Consider the following 16340-nt stretch of genomic DNA (forward strand, 5'->3'; position numbering starts at 1 on the left):
AGTGCGTCTCGTGCAGACTGGCGGTGTGGTCACAGACGACGCGGAGGACCGGCTCGCGGCGGTCAGACAGGATCTGGAGCGGGCGACCGCCCGTCTGCGGCTGCTCGCCGATGCCAGTACCGCCCTGTCGAGTGTTCTCGACGCGGACGAGGCGCTCAACCGGCTGGCCCGGCTGATCGTTCCGCAGGTGGCGGACGGGTGCGTGGTGGATCTGGTCGTGGACAGCGGGGTGCGCCGGCTGACCGCCGTGCACCGCGACCCCGCACGTGAGCTGCCACCGGCGCCGGAGAGCCTGCCCTGGTCCGACGAGTTCGCCGCACCGCTGGCCCGGGTGCTGCGCGGCGCAGGACCGGTCACGGTGACCGGCTTCGGAGCGCACGCGGCGGCCGGCTCCCTCCAGTCCGCGCAGCTGGAGCTCTACCGTGCCCTCGGTACCAGGACGGTGCTGATCGTGCCGCTCCAGGTGCGCAGAGAGGTGTTCGGCGCGCTCAGCCTGGTCCGCACCGAGTCCACCGAGCCGTTCGGCGAGGAGGAGATCTCCCTCGCGGCCGACCTGGGGCACCGGGCCGGGCTCGCCGTCGAGAACGCCCGGCTGTACGCGATCCAGCTGCGTACGGCTGAGCAGTTGCAGCGCTCGCTCCTGCCCGACCTGTCGGGGATCGAGCACCTGGAACTCGCGGCACGGTATGTCCCCGCCCGGGAGGGGGCCGAAGTCGGCGGTGACTGGTTCGACGCGTTCAGGCTCTGCGACGGCTCCACCGTGCTGGCCATCGGCGACGTCGTCGGACACGATCTCGCCGCCGCCGTCGGGATGGGGCAGCTGCGCAACATGCTGCGGTCGCTGGCGTACGACAGCGGGGACTCACCCGCCGGTGTGATGCGCCGCCTCGACGGTGTCATGCAGGGCCTGAGCACCACCGAACTGGTCACCGGTGTCATCGCACGCGTCTACACGCCCCCGACCGGGCCGTGGTTCGTGCACTGGACGAACGCCGGGCACCCGCCCCCGGTGCTGACCAGCCCCGCCGAGGGCAGCAGACTGCTGGAGGAGGGCCTTGCCCCGGTCCTCGGAGTGGATCCGGCCATCGAGCGGGAGGACGCGCTGACCGTACTGCAACCGGGATCCACCCTGCTGCTGTACACGGACGGGCTCATCGAACGCCCCGGTGAGGACATCGGCAGGGGGCTCACCAGGCTGCGCCAGCATACGGCGAGCCTTGCGGGCGAGCCTCTTCAGACCTTCTGCGACGAACTGCTGGTGCGGCTCACGGACGGTCATTTCGACGACATCGCGGTCCTCGCGCTGCGCGTGCCTCCGGAGTCCTAGTCCGCCCGTCCCGGATGCTCACTCGCCGTGGTCCGAGCCATCGGTGCTGTCGGTGGCGCCGGCCCCCGGCTCCTCGGACGTGCCGTCGCTGCCGCCGTCCTCACTCTCCTCGCCGCCCCTGCGGCGCCGCCGGACGTATCTGACCACCAGCACGATGACGACCAGCCCCACGAACACCAGGGCGGCGCCCCGGCCGACGAAGTGCTCGATGCTGCTGTACGCGTTGCCGGCGGCGTAACCGATGAGGGTGAAGCCGACGCCCCAGACGAGGCCGCCCAGCGCGTTGAACAGGAGGAAGGTGCGGTAGGGCATGCCCGAGGCACCGGCGAGCGCCGGCATGACCGCACGGAAGAACGCCACGAAGCGGCCGAGGAACACGGCCACCGGCCCCCTGCGGCGGATCAGGTCCCGGGCGGACTCGATGCTGCCGCGGTGGCGGCGCAGCGACCGCGCGGCCAGCAGCCGCGGGCCGAATCTGCGGCCGATCTCGTAGCCGACGGAGTCCCCGGCGATGGCCGCTGCCACCACGACGACGGCCAGCCAGTAGACGGACACCTGGTGCTGTGCGGCCAGTACGCCCCCGATCACGGCCGCGCTCTCGCCCGGGATGACGAAGCCGAAGAACAGCGCGTCCTCACAGAAGACCAGTCCGCCGACGACGGCGTAGACGGCGGCGCCCGACAGCCCGGACAGCCAGTCGGTGATCGTGCCCACCGGATCTCCTCCCTGTCGTCGTGGTCATCGCACTCTCCCGGCGAGTGCTCGCGGCCCCGGAGCGGTCGGGGGGGCGTGATGTCCGAGGCTGTCAGCCGACGCGCTGTTCCGCACCACAGGAGCCGCCGGAACGGGACCGCCGCCCTGGAGCGGGCACCGGGCCGCACGGTATGATCCGAAGCGGTGAGGGGCCGGTGGCCTCTCGCGCGGCGGTGGGGCCCGCCGTACCCGAACTGCGGCGACCGAGCCGCCAACGGTCCCTACTTGCGATGGTGCGCGCCCCGTTGCGCGCCGTGACCGCCGAGTAGGAGAACCACGTGGCAGAGGCTCCCGTCCCGATGGTGGACGACCCCGTCAGCTCCGGCCCCGATGCCGGCCTTTCCCTCCCCGCGCAGCCTGGACCCGCCACTGTGCGGTCCGCTGCCCAGTGGCCGGTTCTCGTGGCGGTCTCGCTCGGCGGCATGGCCGGGGCGTCCGCACGGTACGGCGCCGCGCTGCTGTGGCCGACGGCCGGTGGTGCCTTCCCCTGGACGACGTTCGTGGTCAACACCGCGGGCTGCGCGGTCATCGGGGTGTTCATGGTGGTGATCACCGAGGCCCGGTCGGTCCACCCGCTCGTACGCCCCTTCTTCGGCACCGGGGTTCTGGGCGGCTTCACCACCTTCTCCACGTACGCCGTGGACATCCAGGGGCTGGTCAACGGCGGACACGCCCGCACCGCGCTCGCCTATCTGGCGCTCACGCTGCTCTCGGCACTGGCGGCCGTCCGGACCACGGCGTCCCTGACCCGGCGCTTCTGCGTACGGAGGCGCTCGGAGGTGCTCATGGCCCGGCCCGCCACTCCGGAAACCCGCGAGAGCGCCGACCTCACCGGCTGCGAGGAGGAACGTTGAACTGGCTGCTCATGATCGTGGGGGCCGCGGTCGGCGCCCCGCTGCGCTATCTCGCCGACCGCAGGATCCAGGCGTCGCACGACACCGTCTTTCCCTGGGGGACCTTCGCCGTCAACGTCTCCGCCTGCCTGGTCCTGGGGCTGGTCACCGGCGCGGTCGCCGCCGGGGCCGCGTCGTCCCAGGTACAGCTGCTGGTCGGGACGGGGTTCTGCGGGGCGCTGTCGACGTACTCGACGTTCTCGTACGAGACCCTTCGCCTGGCGCAGGACGGAGCCCGCTTCTTCGCCGCCGTCAATGTCACGGCGAGTGTGGTGGCGGGGCTGGGCGCGGCCTTCGTGGGAGCCTCCCTGGCCCAGGCGTTCTGGGGCTGAGGGCGCGCGCGGCGGCGGACGGGGCGCCGGGCCGGTGTCAGCCGGCCGCGTGGGCTCCGGCCGGTCCTGCGGTCAGGACGGGGGCCAGGACCCCGGTGCGCAGTCGCTCGACGAGGGGTGTGGCCAGACGGCGCAGGGCCAGGCTGGTCAGGAACGCGATGGGCAGGGCGAGGACTGCCGAGCCGAGGACGTCGTGGGGGTAGTGCGCGCCGACGTAGACACGGGTGAAGCCCTCGAAGAGCGCGAAGAGCGCGGCGACGGCGCACAGCTTCCGGTTCAGCAGGTAGAGGGCCGCGACGGTCGCGGCGGCCGTCGTGGTGTGGCCGCTGGGGAAGGCGAAGTCGGACGGGGCCGGGCAGGTCTCGACGATGAACGCGTGGGACATCGAGCGGCAGGGCCTCACCTCCGACACGAGCTTCTTGACCACCTCGGCCGCGCCGAAGGCGACCACGACACTCACCGGCACGGCCAGAGCGAGAGCCATCGACGCGCTGTCGCGGCGCCGCGCCTGCCACCATCCGACGATCATGAGGACCGCGAACACGCCGAGGCCGATGTTGGTCCATGACTCCAGCGGCGCGTTCAGCCAGCGGGTGTCACGTGCGAAGTCCGTGACGGTGGTGAACAGCGAACCGTCGATGTGTGAGCCGTTGAAGGCCAGCGGCACCGGGGAGACAGCAGTCATCAGGCGGGGAACTCTCAGCTCGGTCGGGGCTGCCCGCTCCGCGGGAGACGTGCGGCATCCACGGTCTGAATGTATCTACAGGACTGTAGACGGTGCCCTGGGGGGAGCCAAATCATGGTGAGGGGCCGGACACGGAGTCCGGCCCCTCATCGGCGGCCGCGCCGGCCGGCGACCGTGTTCATGCGGTGGGCGTGCTCACGCTGCGGGGGAGTCGAATGCCGGCTCGGTGCCGAGCAGTGCGGAGACATCGGAGTCCACCGGCAGTTCGCGGGCGGGCGCGCCCCGGGTGAACAGCACGCCCGGGCGCTCCCCGGCGAGCGTCGCCACCGCTCCGTCCACCCGCAGCCAGCTGCCCTCGCGCAGCCCGAGTACGGGCACGTCGTTCTCCTCCAGGAACTCCGTCAGACGCTCCGCGCGCGTCTCGCCCTTGTGCGTGCTGCCCGGGTCCGGGTCGAGGTAGTGCGGGTTGATCTGGAACGGCACGAGGCCGAGCGTGTCGAAGGACGGCGGCTGCACGATGGGCATGTCGTTCGAGGTGCGGAGCGTGGGCGCGGCCATGTTGGTGCCCGCGCTGGCGCCCATGTAGGGGAGCCCGCCGCGGACGGCGTCGCGCACGGCCTCGCGCAGACCCGTGCGGTACAGGGCGCTCAGCAGCCGGAAGGAGTTCCCGCCGCCGATGAACACGGCGTCCGCGGCGGCCAGTTCGGCCAGCGGGTCGTTGTTCTCGTGGACGCCGTGCACGGAGATCCCGGCCGGTTCCAGCGCTCCGCGCACCCGTGCGGTGTACGTGTCGTGGTCGGCCAGGGCGTAGGGGACGAAGGCGAGCCTGGCACCCTGCGGCAGGAAGCCGGTGACGGTGTCCAGGGCGTGTTCCAGGTAACCGCGCCCGTACTGGGTGGAGTTGGACAGCAGAAGGAGATTCACGGTGGCGCTCTTTCAGTGGAGGGGCAGTGTTCCGGGGGAGGTTCGGTTCTGAGGGGCCAGGCCCGGCGGGCCGCGGCGGGGTCAGGCGCGTGGGCGCCGGGTGCGCTGGGGCGGGGTGGTGAGCCGCTTCTCCAGCAGCTGGGCGGCCTGTCTGAGGCTGTCGAGCCGGGCCTCGGGACCGTCCGGGAAGCGCTCCTCGGCGCCGCCCAGGCTGAGGCTGCCGTACGGCTCCCGGCCGAGGAACACCGGGACCGCGACCGTGGCGATGCCGTTGTCGTACTCGCCGACCGTCCACGCGTACCCCTGCGCGCGGATGCGCAGGAATTCCTGCTCCAGCAGATCGGCGTCGGTGACCGTGCGATCGGTGAAGCGGGCCATCGGCCGGGCGCGGAAGAGCCGGTGGCGCTGATCGTCCGGCAGGAACGCGTAGTACGACTTGCTGGTGGCGCCCGCGTGCGCCGGATACAGCTCGCCGACGAGCGGGTAGTACCGCAGCGGCCCCGAATCGCCCTCCTCCGCCGCCACGCAGCGCATGTGGAAGCTGTCCGGCAGGCAGAACAGCACGGTGTCGCCGGTGGTGCGGCACAGCTCCTCCAGCACCGGTCCCGCCAGCAGTTCGAGTGAGCCCGAACGCTCCCACTGCCGGCTCAACCGCAGTACGGCGGGGCCGATGCGGTAGCGCCTGGTCGCAGGGTCGGAGACCAGGAAGCCGCGGCCCGCCAGTGTCGACAGCAGACGCTGGGCGACGGAGGTGTCCCAGCCGAATTCGGCGGCCACCTCGGTGACCCCCCAGTCGGGCCGGGTCCGCTCGAAGGCCAGCAGGACGAGCAGCGCCCGGTCGACGGTCTGCAGCGCGCCCGCGGGTTTGCGACGGTCCAGGTCGATCTCGGCCATCGTCATCTCACCATCCAGACCCGAATTGCAAATAGAGGGAAACAGTTGCGCTCAACGCTATCGGATCCCGAATCTGCTGTCAGCACCCCCGGAACTCAGCGGGTGCTGACGCAGCGAGAAAGGCCCCTCATGTTGAAGTACGTCCTGGACATCGTGGATCTGCTGGACGATCCCGCGGCCGACGGCAAGCGCGTCGTCGAGTACCTCGACGCGGTGGCGGGCCCGGAGGGGTCGGGGGCCGGGATCACCTCGGTGTCCGGTGAGCGCGGATCCACCGACTTCGTACAGATCCGTATCCCGGGCAGCCACGGCCGCTCGTCGGGCGGCACCGCCCGCACCCTCGGTGTGGTCGGCCGGCTCGGGGGAGTGGGCGCCCGGCCCGAGGTGACCGGACTCGTCTCGGACGCCGACGGAGCGGCCGCCGCGCTGGCCACGGCCGCCAAACTGCTCGACATGCGCCGCCGGGGCGATGTGCTGCCCGGTGATGTGATCGTCGCCACCCACATCTGCCCGGACGCGCCCACCGAACCGCACGACCCGGTGCCGTTCATGGGATCGCCGGTGGACATCGCCACCATGAACCGCCACGAGGTGACGGACGAGATGGAGGCGGTGCTCTCCATCGACACCACCAAGGGCAACCGCATCATCAACCACAAGGGCCTCGCCCTGTCGCCCACCGTGAAGGAGGGCTGGGTGCTGCGGGTGAGCGAGCAGCTCGGCGAGCTGCTCGCCGTCGTGACGGGTGAGCCGTTGGTCACTTACCCCGTGACGACACAGGACATCACTCCGTACGGTAATGGGGCACACCACATCAATTCGATCCTGCAGCCCGCCACAGCGACCGCCGCTCCGGTCGTCGGTCTCGCGATCACGTCGGCTGCCGCGGTGCCCGGATGCCAGACGGGCGCGAGCCATGAGACGGACATCGCGTCCGCCGCCCGCTTCGCCGTCGAGACCGCCAAGGTCTACGCCGGCGGGCACCTCGACTTCCACGACGCGGTGGAGTTCGACAACCTCGTCAACCGCTATGGGTCGCTGTCGCACCTGCAGACCCTCGGCCGCCAGCCCAGGGAGTCATGAATGACAACTTCACCACCCGCTGACGCGGCCACCAAGGGAATCGGCAGCGACGACTACGCGCTCTCCCGTGTCCCGCGCGACAAGCGTTTCGGCTTCGGGAGCATGCTGCTCCAGTGGCTGGCCCAGTCGGGGTCCATCTCCCAGTTCACGCTCGGCGCGACCATCGGCGTCGGCATGACTTTCGGCCAGGCGTTCCTCGCCTTCACACTGGGCGCGGTGACCCTGGAGATCGTGATCTTCGCCATCGGCCTGGCCGGAATGCGCGAAGGTCTTGCGACCCCGCTGCTCACCCGCTGGGTCGGCTTCGGCCGCAACGGTTCGGCGCTGGTCAGCTTCGTCATCGCGGTCAGCCTGGTGGGCTGGTTCGGCGTCCAGAACACGATCTTCGGGGACAGCGTCTCCTCACTGGTCGGCGGCCCCTCCTGGATGTGGTGCGTGATCGCCGGGCTGGCGGTCACGGTACTGGTGATCTTCGGCTTCAAGTACATGGCCGTCTTCGCCAAGATCGTCACGCCGCTGTTCTTCGCGCTGGTCGCCTGGTCGGTCATCTCCACCCTGACCAAGCACTCCTTCATGGACCTGGTCCACTCGCCCGCGCCGGCCCAGCACATATCGCTGGCCGTGGCCGCCACCGCCATCGCGGGCGGTTTCATGACCGGTGCGATCGTCGCGCCGGAGATGACCCGCTTCAACAAGAAGGGCTCGCACGTCTTCCTGCAGAGCGCTTCGTCGATGATCCTCTCCGAGTACATCGTCGGGATGACGGGCGTTCTGCTCGGCCACCTCGTCAAGAGCAACCAGGTCTCGCAGATCGTGCTGAGCACCTCGGGCGCGGTCGGTGTGGTCGTCGTGCTGATGTCCACCGCCAAGGTCAACGACTGGAACCTGTACGGCTCCTCACTCGGCGTCGTCAACTTCTTCCAGGTCGTCTTCGGCAAGCGCCTGCACCGCGGCGCGGTCACCATCGTGCTGGGTCTCGCGGGCACCCTCCTGTCCGCGGTCGGCATCATGACCCACTTCACGGACTTCCTGTCCCTGCTGGGCGTCGCCATCCCGCCGATCGGCGGGATCATCGTGGCCGAGTACTGGATCGTCCGGCGGATGCGCAAGCCACTGGACGAGACCCGCGAGGCCCAGACCCTGCCGGCCACCTCGCCCACCTGGGTCCCGATGTCCCTGGTCATCTGGATCGCGGCGTTCTGCGTCGGCAAGTTCTACGACGGAGGCATCCCCGCACTCAACTCGCTGATCACCGCGTTCGTGCTGTACGCGGTGCTCGGCCTGCTGGGCTGGATCAAGCCGTACGGCACATCGACGCTGGAGACCGCCCCGGACCTCCCCGTCGCCGACAACAACACCCCCGTGGGAGCGGCATGAACACCCCTGACCCCGACACGACCACGACCGGACCCGTCCCCGCTTCCGAAGAGGCACAGCGCGAGGTGGTCGACCTCTGCGCCGAGCTGATCCGCTTCGACACCTCCAACCCCATCAGCAACGAACGCGCCTGCGCCAACTGGGTCGTGGCCCGGCTGGCCGAGGCCGGTATCGACTCCGAGCTGATCGAGAGCGCACCGGGACGGGCCAGCGTCATCGCCCGGATCGAGGGCGCGGACCGTGAGCGCGGCGCCCTGATGGTCCACGGCCACCTCGACGTCGTACCGGCGGACGCCTCCGAGTGGCAGGTGCCGCCGTTCTCCGGAGAGATCCGCGACGGCTATCTGTGGGGCCGCGGCGCCATCGACATGAAGGACACGGTGGCCGTCATGCTGGCCACCGCCCGGCACTTCGCCCGGACCGGCACCCGGCCCTCCAGGGACCTGGTCCTGGCTTTCCTCGCGGACGAGGAGGCGGGCGGCAAGTTCGGCGGCCACTGGCTCGTCGAGCACCGGCCCGAGCTGTTCGACGGGGTCACCGAGGCGATCGGCGAGGGCGGCGGTTTCTCGTTCGCCATCGACGACACCCGCAGGCTCTACCCGATCGAGAACGCCCAGCGCGGCATGGCCTGGATGGAGCTGACCGCCACCGGGCGCGCCGGTCACGGCTCGTCACCCAACGACGAGAACGCCGTCACCGATCTCGCCGAGTCGCTCACCCGGATCGGCCGGCACACGTTCCCCGTCCGTCTGATCGAGCCGGTGCGGGCCCTGCTCGCCGAGGCCGCCCGGCTCTACGGTGTCGAGTTCGACGAGGACGACATCGAGGGCAGTCTCGCCCGGCTCGGCCCGGTTTCGGACTTCATGCAGGTGGTGCTCCGCAACTCCGCCAACCCCACCATGTTCCAGGCCGGCTACCAGACGAACGTCATCCCCGGCCGGGCCACCGCCCGGGTCGACGGCCGCTTCCTGCCCGGTCACGAGCAGGAACTGATCGACACCATCGACGCCCTGCTGCTGCCCTCGGTCAGCCGGGAGTGGGTCAACCACGACCTCGCGATGGAGACCACCTTCGACGGCGCGCTCGTGGACGCCATGTGCGACGCGGTGCGTGCCGAGGACCCGGACGGCCACCCGGTGCCGTACTGCAATCCGGGTGGTACGGACGCCAAGGCCTTCACCCACCTCGGCATCCGGTGCTTCGGCTTCAAGGGGCTCAAGCTCCCGCACGACCTGAACTACGGGCGGCTCTTCCACGGAGTGGACGAGCGGGTGCCCCTCGAAGGACTGCGGTTCGGTGTACGGGTGATGACCCGGCTCTGGCAGAGCGCCTGACCGCACTGCCACGGGCCCGCCACCGGTCCGTATGCGCGTACGCCCTCGATGTCACGGACGCCGGGGGCGTACTGCGTGCACCCGGGCCGCGCGACGGAGCAGACCCCGCGATCGGGCCATTCGTCCGCGCCGCCCGGAGCCGCGCACCCGCCTCCGCTCAGGGGTTGCGGTAGGCCTCGACGACACGGCTGATCACCGCGGCCGCCGTGATCAGCTCGTTCGGGGCGAAACCGTGCAGGGCGTCGTCGAGCCAGCGCCGGCCGGCCTCCTCGGCGCGCTCCACCACTTCGCGGCCGTCCTGGGTGACCGCGATACGCCGGGCCCGGTGGTCGCCCGGTTCCCGGACCGTGCGCACCAGTCCGCGCTCCTCCAGCCCGCGGATCTCCCGGGTGACATGAGGCGCCTGCACCAGCAGGGCCTGTGCGATCTCGCCCATCCGCAGGGGGGCCTGCGCCGCCGTGAGGGTGCGCAGCAGGGCGAGGGAGGCGCGGTCGACAGCGACTTCCGCCTGGACGCGCAGCCGCATGTGCGCGCGGTTGCCGGCCATGGTGTAGGCGAGGTCGGCGAGTGATCTGTAGAGGTCTTGGGCGGCGGAGTCGCCGGGTTCGGGATGGTCCACTCCACGATGATCCCGTACCCCGCCCGCTCCGGCTCCCCGCCTGCACGGAGCGGTCGGGGCGGACGGCGTGGCCGGAGCCTTCCGGCGGAGGGTCCCGGAAAGTGGCCAGAAAGATGCCCTATGCATGCACTGGGGGTTCCCCAGGAGGTGAGCGGAGTACTACCGTCCGCGATGAGAAGTTACTTTTGTTAAGTAACGCGCCCTAGTGCTGGAGGAACGACGTGCAGATCACCGTGGACACCGACAAGTGCTGTGCTGCGGGCCAGTGCGTACTCGCCGCCCCCGACGTGTTCGACCAGCGGGACGAGGACGGGATCGTCGTCGTACTGAACAGCAGCCCGCCCGCCGAACAGCACGCCGCAGTGGAGGAGGCCGCGCAGATCTGCCCGGCCGCCGCCATCACCCTGTCCTGACCGCGCGGCACGGCTCCCGGAACACCTCACACCCCACTGTGGAAGGACGACGATGACCGAGGTCCCCACCGCACCACCCGCGTACACCACCCGTCGCGCCGCCGGATGTCCCTTCGACCCGCCCCCGGAGATGTCCGGACTGCTCACCTCGGAGCCGATCTCCCGGGTCACGCTCTGGAACGGCGCCACGGCCTGGTACGTGACCCGGCACGCGGACCAGGTGGCGCTGCTGCGCGACGAGCGGATCAGCGCCGACAACCGGCGGCCCTCCTACCCGAGCTTCAGCCCGGGCAGCGAGGCGACCCGCGCCCACAACCGCACCTTCATCACGATGGACGAACCGGAACACAACGAGCAGCGCAAGCGGTTCACCGGTGACTTCACCATCAAACGGACGCAGGCCCTGCGGGAGCGCATAGAGCGCATCATCGGCGAGCTGCTGGACGGGATGGAGAAGGCCGGATCGCCGGCCGACCTGGTCACGTCCTTCGCGCTCCCGCTGCCCTCGCTGGTCATCTGCGAGCTCCTCGGTGTCCCGTACGAGGACCACGGGTTCTTCCAGCGGGCGAGCGCCGTCATCATCGACACCCGCAGCAGTGCGCAGGACGCCCTGGACGCCTCGCAGGAACTGGTCGACTACCTGGGCGACCTGGTGGAGAAGAAGGCCAAGCACCCCGCCGACGACCTGCTCAGCCGGCTCGCCGCGGACTATCTGCTGACCGGGATCAGCACCCGTGACGAATGCGCCAAACAGGCGCGGCTGCTGCTGGTCGCCGGGCACGAGACCACGGCCAACATGATCGCCCTCGGCACCTGCGCGCTGCTCCAGAACCCCGAACAGCTGGCCGCGGTCCGCGACGGCAGCCCCGAGCGGGTCGCGGGCGCGGTCGAGGAGCTGCTGCGCTATCTGACCATCACGCACCTGGGGCGGCGCCGCGTCGCCGTCGAGGACATCGAGGTCGGCGGGCAGCTCATCAGGGCCGGTGATGCGGTCATCTGCGCCACCGACGTGGCCAACCGCGACCCGGAGGTCTTCGAGGAGCCCGAGCGGCTCGACATCGACCGGCAGGCCCGCAGGCACCTCGCGTTCGGCTCGGGCCCCCACCAGTGCCTCGGCCAGAACCTCGCCCGCGTCGAGCTGCAGCTCGCCTACCCGGCTCTGCTGCGCCGCCTGCCCGGCCTGCGGCTCGACCGCCCGCTCGACGAGATCCCCTTCCGTACCGACATGGCCGTCTACGGCGTCCACGAACTGCCCGTCGCCTGGTGAGACCCGCCGGTGCCGCGGACCGCCCCGGGCGTCGGGCGGTCCGCGGCACCGGTGTTCGGCGGAGGGCGTCGGCGTCCGGCGCAGCGGCCCGTGTCCGGCCGATCGGAGAACTCGCCGAACCCGCTGCATACCCCGTCTTTACGTGGAAGGAGGACAATTGCCGAAGGGGGAGAACCGCTACAGGAGACGAAGATGACACGAAGCCGCTACACCCTCGATCGCGGTCTCACCACGCGCATGGTCACCACCATGTTCCTGATCGGACTGCTGTATGTCGTCCTGGTCGGCGTGCTGCTCGTTCTGCTGCGTGGTGCCTGGCCGATCATCCTGATCGTCGCGGGTGTTCTCTTCGTCGCTCAGTTCTGGTTCAGCGACAAGATCGCGGCTCTCACCATGGGGGCGCGGGAGGTCACCGCCGAGGAGGCCCCCGAGCTGCACGGCGCGATCGACCGGATCTGCGCGCTGGCCGACATGGACAAACCGAAGGTGGCCATCGCCCAGAGTGACATCCCGAACGCTTTCGCGACCGGCCGCAGTGAGCGCACCGCACTGGTCTGTGCCACGACCGGTCTGCTGCGCCGGCTGGAGCCCGAAGAGCTGGAGGGCGTCCTCGCCCACGAGATGTCCCACGTGGCCCACCGCGACGCCGCGGTGATGACGATCGCCTCGTTCCTCGGGGTGCTGGCCGGACTCATCACCCGTATCACCCTGTGGAGCGGACTGGCCCGCAACAGCAGGAACGCCGGACCGCTCGGCCTCGCGATCGTGCTGGTCCCGCTGATCAGCGCCGCGGTGTACGTGGTCAGCTTCCTGCTGACCCGGCTGCTCTCCCGGTACCGGGAACTGTCCGCCGACCGGGCCGCCGCCCTGCTGACCGGCCGCCCGTCTGCCCTCGCCTCGGCGCTCACCAAGGTGAACGGCCAGATGGCGCGGATCCCGACCGAGGACCTGCGGAAGGCGGAGCCGTACAACGCCTTCTACTTCATGCCCGCCTTCTCCTCGAAGGAGAGCCTGGGCCGCCTCTTCTCCTCCCACCCGACGCTCGAACAGCGGCTGGACCAGCTCGCCCGTATCTCCACCGAACTCGCCCGTCCGTGACACCGGGGCCCGCGGCTCGTCGTGCGGGCCCGGTGCGTCCGTCCGTGACCGAAGAACGGGCGGGCGTCCGGCGTCCGGCCGTCCTGACCCCGTAGGAGTGCGCCCGTGGGATTTCTCGACAGCATCCTCGGCCGGAGCAAGCCGGTCCGCCCCGATCTGGACCAGCTGTTCGCCGTGCCGTCCGCCGCACTCACCCTCCAGGCGGGAGCCGGATTCACCCCCACCGGCATGGGGTCCGTCTGCTTCGCGGGCGTCGAGGGCGGCGGCTTCGCCCGGATCAAGCAGGACGTGGAGGAACTGCTCGACGCGGACACCGGCCGCGGCGGCGCCCCGGTCCGGTTCAGCCAGGACTCATACGGCTACACCTGGCTGCTGGCCCAGCAGCCGCCCGATGACACGGCGGCGCTCGTGAACGACCTGCACGCCGTCAACTCACTGCTGGAGGACGGCGGTTTCGGCCCGCAGCTGCTGTGCTCACTGGTCGCGTTCAAGGACGCCGAGCAGCGGCCGCTCGCGCTGGTCTATCTGTACAAGCGGGGCACGTTCTTCCCCTTCGCGCCGATGCCGGACGGTACGGAGAAGCGGAACAGCCCGCTGGAACTCCAGGTCAAGGCGGTCCTGGGGGACGACCTGCGCGTCGAGCCGGACCTCGCCCGGTGGTTCCCGGTCTGGGGTGCGCCCGGCCTGTAGAGCTGCTCCGCCCCCGGTTCAGCGCTGCCACCAGCGGCTCCTCGGCCTGCGGTGGCCGGGGGAAGCGGGCCGGGGTCCGGCCGGCGGAGGCGGGGGAGCGGCGGCGGGCTCCTGCCCCTGGCCGTCGGGCCGGTCCGGTCCGCCCGCGGCGCTGCCCGTGCCTGTACCTGTGCTCGGAGTCGGACTCGTACGCGTAGTTGTCCCGGTCCCGGGCGGTGGGCGGAGGCCCTCCGTCGAGTAGCTCGTGGTCGCGATGGCGTCGACGAGCTGCTGTTCGGTGAAGTCCTCCGAGCCCGCGATGTGGGGAACGAACCCCACCAGCATCCCGTCGCTGAGCACCTGCGCGTCCAGCCCCGCCGCCCCGTCCGTGTCCCAGACCGCCTCGATGTTCCAGTCGATGACGACCCGGACCCCGAACTGGTAGACACCCACCTCGGCGACGTGCGCCATCACCCCACGGGCGCGCAGCGCGGTCACCAGCCGTTCGGCGTGTTCGGAGTTCATACGCGGCACGACCTCCCTGGGGCGTGGTCCCGGGCACCGGGGGCGGCCCCAACAGGTAGACAAACCGGATAAATCACTACCTCGATTCCACTGTATTCCCCGCGCGAGGGCAACGGCGGCGGCTCGGACACGGACTCGGGATCCGGGCGCGGCACGGGCCAGGACACGGGCTCAGATGTGGAACGGCACGGTCGTCACCACGATCTTCGGCAGGGGCCGCAGGGCGCGCCGCAGCCGCCCGCCGAGCGGGCTGTGCAGCAGACGGTGCCGCCAGTGGCGTACGACGATCTCCGGAAGGATCACCGTGATGGTCAGATCCGGGCGCTGGTGGTGCAGCGACTCGATGTAGCCGACGAGCGGAGCGACGGTCGCGCGGTACGGGGAGATGACGATCCGCAGCGGAAGGTGGTCGCCCCACAAGAGCCAGGCCTCGCGGAAGCGGTCGGCGTCCTCGTCCCCGACGCTGACGTGCAGCGCGAGAACCGGCTGCTGGAGGGAGGCGGCATAGGCGAGCGCGCGCATGCTCGCCTGGTGCAGCGCGTCGATCAGGACGACGGAGAGGTGGCTGATCGACTCCGGTGAGTCCTCGGACTCCCGGTCCTCCTGCGCGGCCCCGGACGCCGGCCCCACCGCGCCCGGCGGGCTCGGGGGCGGCACGGCGGGCAGCGAACTGCCGGAGCGCGGTGTGATCGTGCGGCTGGGGACCTCGATGGTCTGCGGGTGCAGCCGCAGCGCCTCGCCCACCCGGTCGTAGTGGCGCCGGATCCGCGTGGTCACCAGCAGGAACAGCGCCACGGTGACCAGCGCCAGCCAGGCGCCCTCGGTGAACTTGGTGATTCCGGCCGTGATGAAGACGACGGCGGAGAGCAGCGCGCCGGTCGCGTTGAAGCACAGGCTCTTGCGCCAGTGCCGGCTGCGCGCGCGCCACCAGTGCACCACCATGCCGCTCTGGGAGAGCGTGAAGGCGAGGAAGACCCCGACGGCGTACAGCGGGATCAGCGAGTCGGTCTTGCCGTCGAAGGCCACGTAGACCACCGCCGCTGCCACGGAGAGCAGGATGACCCCGTTGCTGAAGGCGAGCCGGTCGCCGAGCCGCAGGAAGACCCGGGGCGCGTGATGGTCGCGTGCCAGGAGGAAGAGCACCCGGGGGAAGTCGTTGTACGCGGTGTTCGCGGCGAGGAGGAGCACCAGCGCGGTCGCCGCCTGGGTGAAGACGTACATGCCGCCCGACCCGAAACTGCGGTGGGCCAGCTGCGAGAGCACGGTCTCCCCGGACTCGGGTACGACGCCCTCCAGATGGACCATGGCGACCGTCCCCGCGAAGAGGGCGACCAGCAGCCCGATCATCCAGGCGAGCGTGGTGCGCGCATTGCGCCAGGGGACGGGCTGGAAGGCCGGCACGGCGTTGGAGATCGCCTCGATACCGGTCATGGCCGTCGACCCCGAGGCGAAGGCCCGCATGACGAGCAGCAGGCCGACTCCCTCGACCGCGTGCTGCGGGGGCGTGGGCACCGGGACGAAACCCCGGCCCGCCGCATGGTAGAGCCCGAAGGCGACCAGCGCGGCGATGGCGATGACGAAGGCGTACGTCGGCGCCGCGAAGAGGGCACCCGCCTGCCGGACACCGCGCAGGTTCCCGGCGAGCAGCAGGGCGACGACCAGGACCCCGATCGGTACGGTATCGCCCGCCAGCCCCGGCAGCGCGGAGGTCACCGCGGCCATACCGGACGAGATGGAGACGGCGACGGTCAGGATGTAGTCGGTCATCAGACCGGCAGCCGCCACCAGCCCGGGCAGCCGGCCGAGGTTGTCCGTCGCGACGATGTACGAGCCGCCGCCCTGGGGATAGGCGCGGATCGTCTGGCGGTACGAGATCCCGACGGCCAGCATCAGGAAGACGATCGCCAGCGCCACCGGAACCGAGTACCGGAGCCCCGGGGCGCCGGCCATCACCAGCACCGCCAGCAGCGCCTCCGGGCCGTACGCCACCGACGACAGCGCGTCCGCCGACAGCACCGGCAGCGCCACCAGTTTGCGCATCCGCTCGCGCGCGATCGCCGAACTCCGCAGCGGAGCCCCCAGGACCGCGCGCCGGATCCGGGCCCGTGTCCTGCCGGCCCCGCCCGCTTCCTCCCAGCCGACCTCGA

Annotated in this window: 17 protein-coding genes; 10 read left to right on the forward strand and 7 right to left on the reverse strand. The window is 70.8% G+C overall.

What is annotated here, in order from left to right; genetic code table 11:
• Positions 1 to 25: 25 nt before the first annotated feature.
• On the forward strand, positions 26 to 1327 hold the full coding sequence (locus OG285_RS34360) for a PP2C family protein-serine/threonine phosphatase (protein ID WP_371793272.1): 1302 nt from the start codon (positions 26 to 28) through the stop codon (positions 1325 to 1327).
• Between the two features lie 18 nt (positions 1328 to 1345).
• Here the strand turns inward: OG285_RS34360 and OG285_RS34365 are convergent, their stop codons facing one another.
• On the reverse strand, positions 1346 to 2041 hold the full coding sequence (locus OG285_RS34365; protein WP_356831925.1) for a DedA family protein: 696 nt from the start codon (positions 2039 to 2041) through the stop codon (positions 1346 to 1348).
• Positions 2042 to 2379: 338 nt separating this feature from the next.
• Here OG285_RS34365 and OG285_RS34370 point away from each other — a divergent pair, with 338 nt between their 5' ends.
• On the forward strand, positions 2380 to 2934 hold the full coding sequence (locus OG285_RS34370) for a CrcB family protein (protein ID WP_356832129.1): 555 nt from the start codon (positions 2380 to 2382) through the stop codon (positions 2932 to 2934).
• Positions 2931 to 3305, forward strand: coding sequence for a fluoride efflux transporter CrcB (gene crcB, locus OG285_RS34375; protein WP_371793273.1), 375 nt, complete (start codon positions 2931 to 2933; stop codon positions 3303 to 3305). The genes OG285_RS34370 and crcB overlap by 4 nt, the downstream gene beginning before the upstream one ends.
• 37 nt (positions 3306 to 3342) lie before the next feature.
• On the opposite strand, the gene OG285_RS34380 is transcribed toward crcB, so the two are convergent.
• From OG285_RS34380 to OG285_RS34390, 3 genes are all read right to left on the reverse strand, one after another.
• Positions 3343 to 3990: a phosphatase PAP2 family protein gene (locus OG285_RS34380; RefSeq protein ID WP_356831929.1), complete on the reverse strand. Its 648-nt coding sequence runs from the start codon at positions 3988 to 3990 to the stop codon at positions 3343 to 3345.
• A gap of 195 nt (positions 3991 to 4185) precedes the next feature.
• The gene (gene pepE / locus OG285_RS34385) at positions 4186 to 4914 is read right to left on the reverse strand and encodes a dipeptidase PepE (protein ID WP_371793274.1); all 729 of its coding nucleotides are present in this window, start codon (positions 4912 to 4914) and stop codon (positions 4186 to 4188) included.
• Between the two features lie 81 nt (positions 4915 to 4995).
• Complete coding sequence (locus OG285_RS34390; RefSeq protein ID WP_356832131.1) at positions 4996 to 5808, reverse strand: IclR family transcriptional regulator; 813 nt, start codon at positions 5806 to 5808, stop codon at positions 4996 to 4998.
• Positions 5809 to 5937: 129 nt separating this feature from the next.
• On the opposite strand from OG285_RS34390, the gene OG285_RS34395 reads away from it, so the two are divergent.
• Genes OG285_RS34395 through OG285_RS34405 form a run of 3 tightly spaced genes read left to right on the forward strand, consistent with a single transcriptional unit; the run spans position 5938 to position 9602 of the window.
• Positions 5938 to 6891, forward strand: a complete 954-nt coding sequence (locus tag OG285_RS34395) for a DUF1177 domain-containing protein (RefSeq protein WP_371793275.1) — start codon at positions 5938 to 5940, stop codon at positions 6889 to 6891.
• On the forward strand, positions 6892 to 8268 hold the full coding sequence (locus OG285_RS34400; RefSeq protein WP_371793276.1) for a cytosine permease: 1377 nt from the start codon (positions 6892 to 6894) through the stop codon (positions 8266 to 8268).
• Positions 8265 to 9602, forward strand: a complete 1338-nt coding sequence (locus OG285_RS34405; protein ID WP_371793277.1) for a M20/M25/M40 family metallo-hydrolase — start codon at positions 8265 to 8267, stop codon at positions 9600 to 9602. The genes OG285_RS34400 and OG285_RS34405 overlap by 4 nt, the downstream gene beginning before the upstream one ends.
• A gap of 157 nt (positions 9603 to 9759) precedes the next feature.
• Here the strand turns inward: OG285_RS34405 and OG285_RS34410 are convergent, their stop codons facing one another.
• Entirely contained in the window at positions 9760 to 10221 is a 462-nt protein-coding gene (locus OG285_RS34410) for a MarR family transcriptional regulator (RefSeq protein WP_356831939.1), read from the reverse strand.
• A gap of 221 nt (positions 10222 to 10442) precedes the next feature.
• On the opposite strand from OG285_RS34410, the gene OG285_RS34415 reads away from it, so the two are divergent.
• From OG285_RS34415 to OG285_RS34430, 4 genes are all read left to right on the forward strand, one after another.
• Entirely contained in the window at positions 10443 to 10634 is a 192-nt protein-coding gene (locus OG285_RS34415; RefSeq protein ID WP_356831941.1) for a ferredoxin, read from the forward strand.
• 52 nt (positions 10635 to 10686) lie between these two features.
• A complete protein-coding gene (locus tag OG285_RS34420; protein WP_371793278.1) occupies positions 10687 to 11901 on the forward strand; it encodes a cytochrome P450 in 1215 nt (404 codons plus the stop codon).
• Between the two features lie 192 nt (positions 11902 to 12093).
• Positions 12094 to 12999: a zinc metalloprotease HtpX gene (gene htpX / locus OG285_RS34425; protein WP_356831945.1), complete on the forward strand. Its 906-nt coding sequence runs from the start codon at positions 12094 to 12096 to the stop codon at positions 12997 to 12999.
• Between the two features lie 105 nt (positions 13000 to 13104).
• Positions 13105 to 13689, forward strand: a complete 585-nt coding sequence (locus OG285_RS34430) for a hypothetical protein (protein ID WP_371793279.1) — start codon at positions 13105 to 13107, stop codon at positions 13687 to 13689.
• 18 nt (positions 13690 to 13707) lie between these two features.
• Here OG285_RS34430 and OG285_RS34435 read toward each other — a convergent pair whose 3' ends face one another.
• Both OG285_RS34435 and OG285_RS34440 read right to left on the reverse strand, forming a co-directional pair.
• A complete protein-coding gene (locus tag OG285_RS34435; RefSeq protein ID WP_371793280.1) occupies positions 13708 to 14193 on the reverse strand; it encodes a hypothetical protein in 486 nt (161 codons plus the stop codon).
• Between the two features lie 171 nt (positions 14194 to 14364).
• Positions 14365 to 16233: an APC family permease gene (locus OG285_RS34440; protein WP_371793677.1), complete on the reverse strand. Its 1869-nt coding sequence runs from the start codon at positions 16231 to 16233 to the stop codon at positions 14365 to 14367.
• Between the last annotated feature and the right edge of the window lie 107 nt (positions 16234 to 16340).

It is taken from the genome of Streptomyces sp. NBC_01471 (genome assembly GCF_041438865.1).
Taxonomy (GTDB): domain Bacteria; phylum Actinomycetota; class Actinomycetes; order Streptomycetales; family Streptomycetaceae; genus Streptomyces.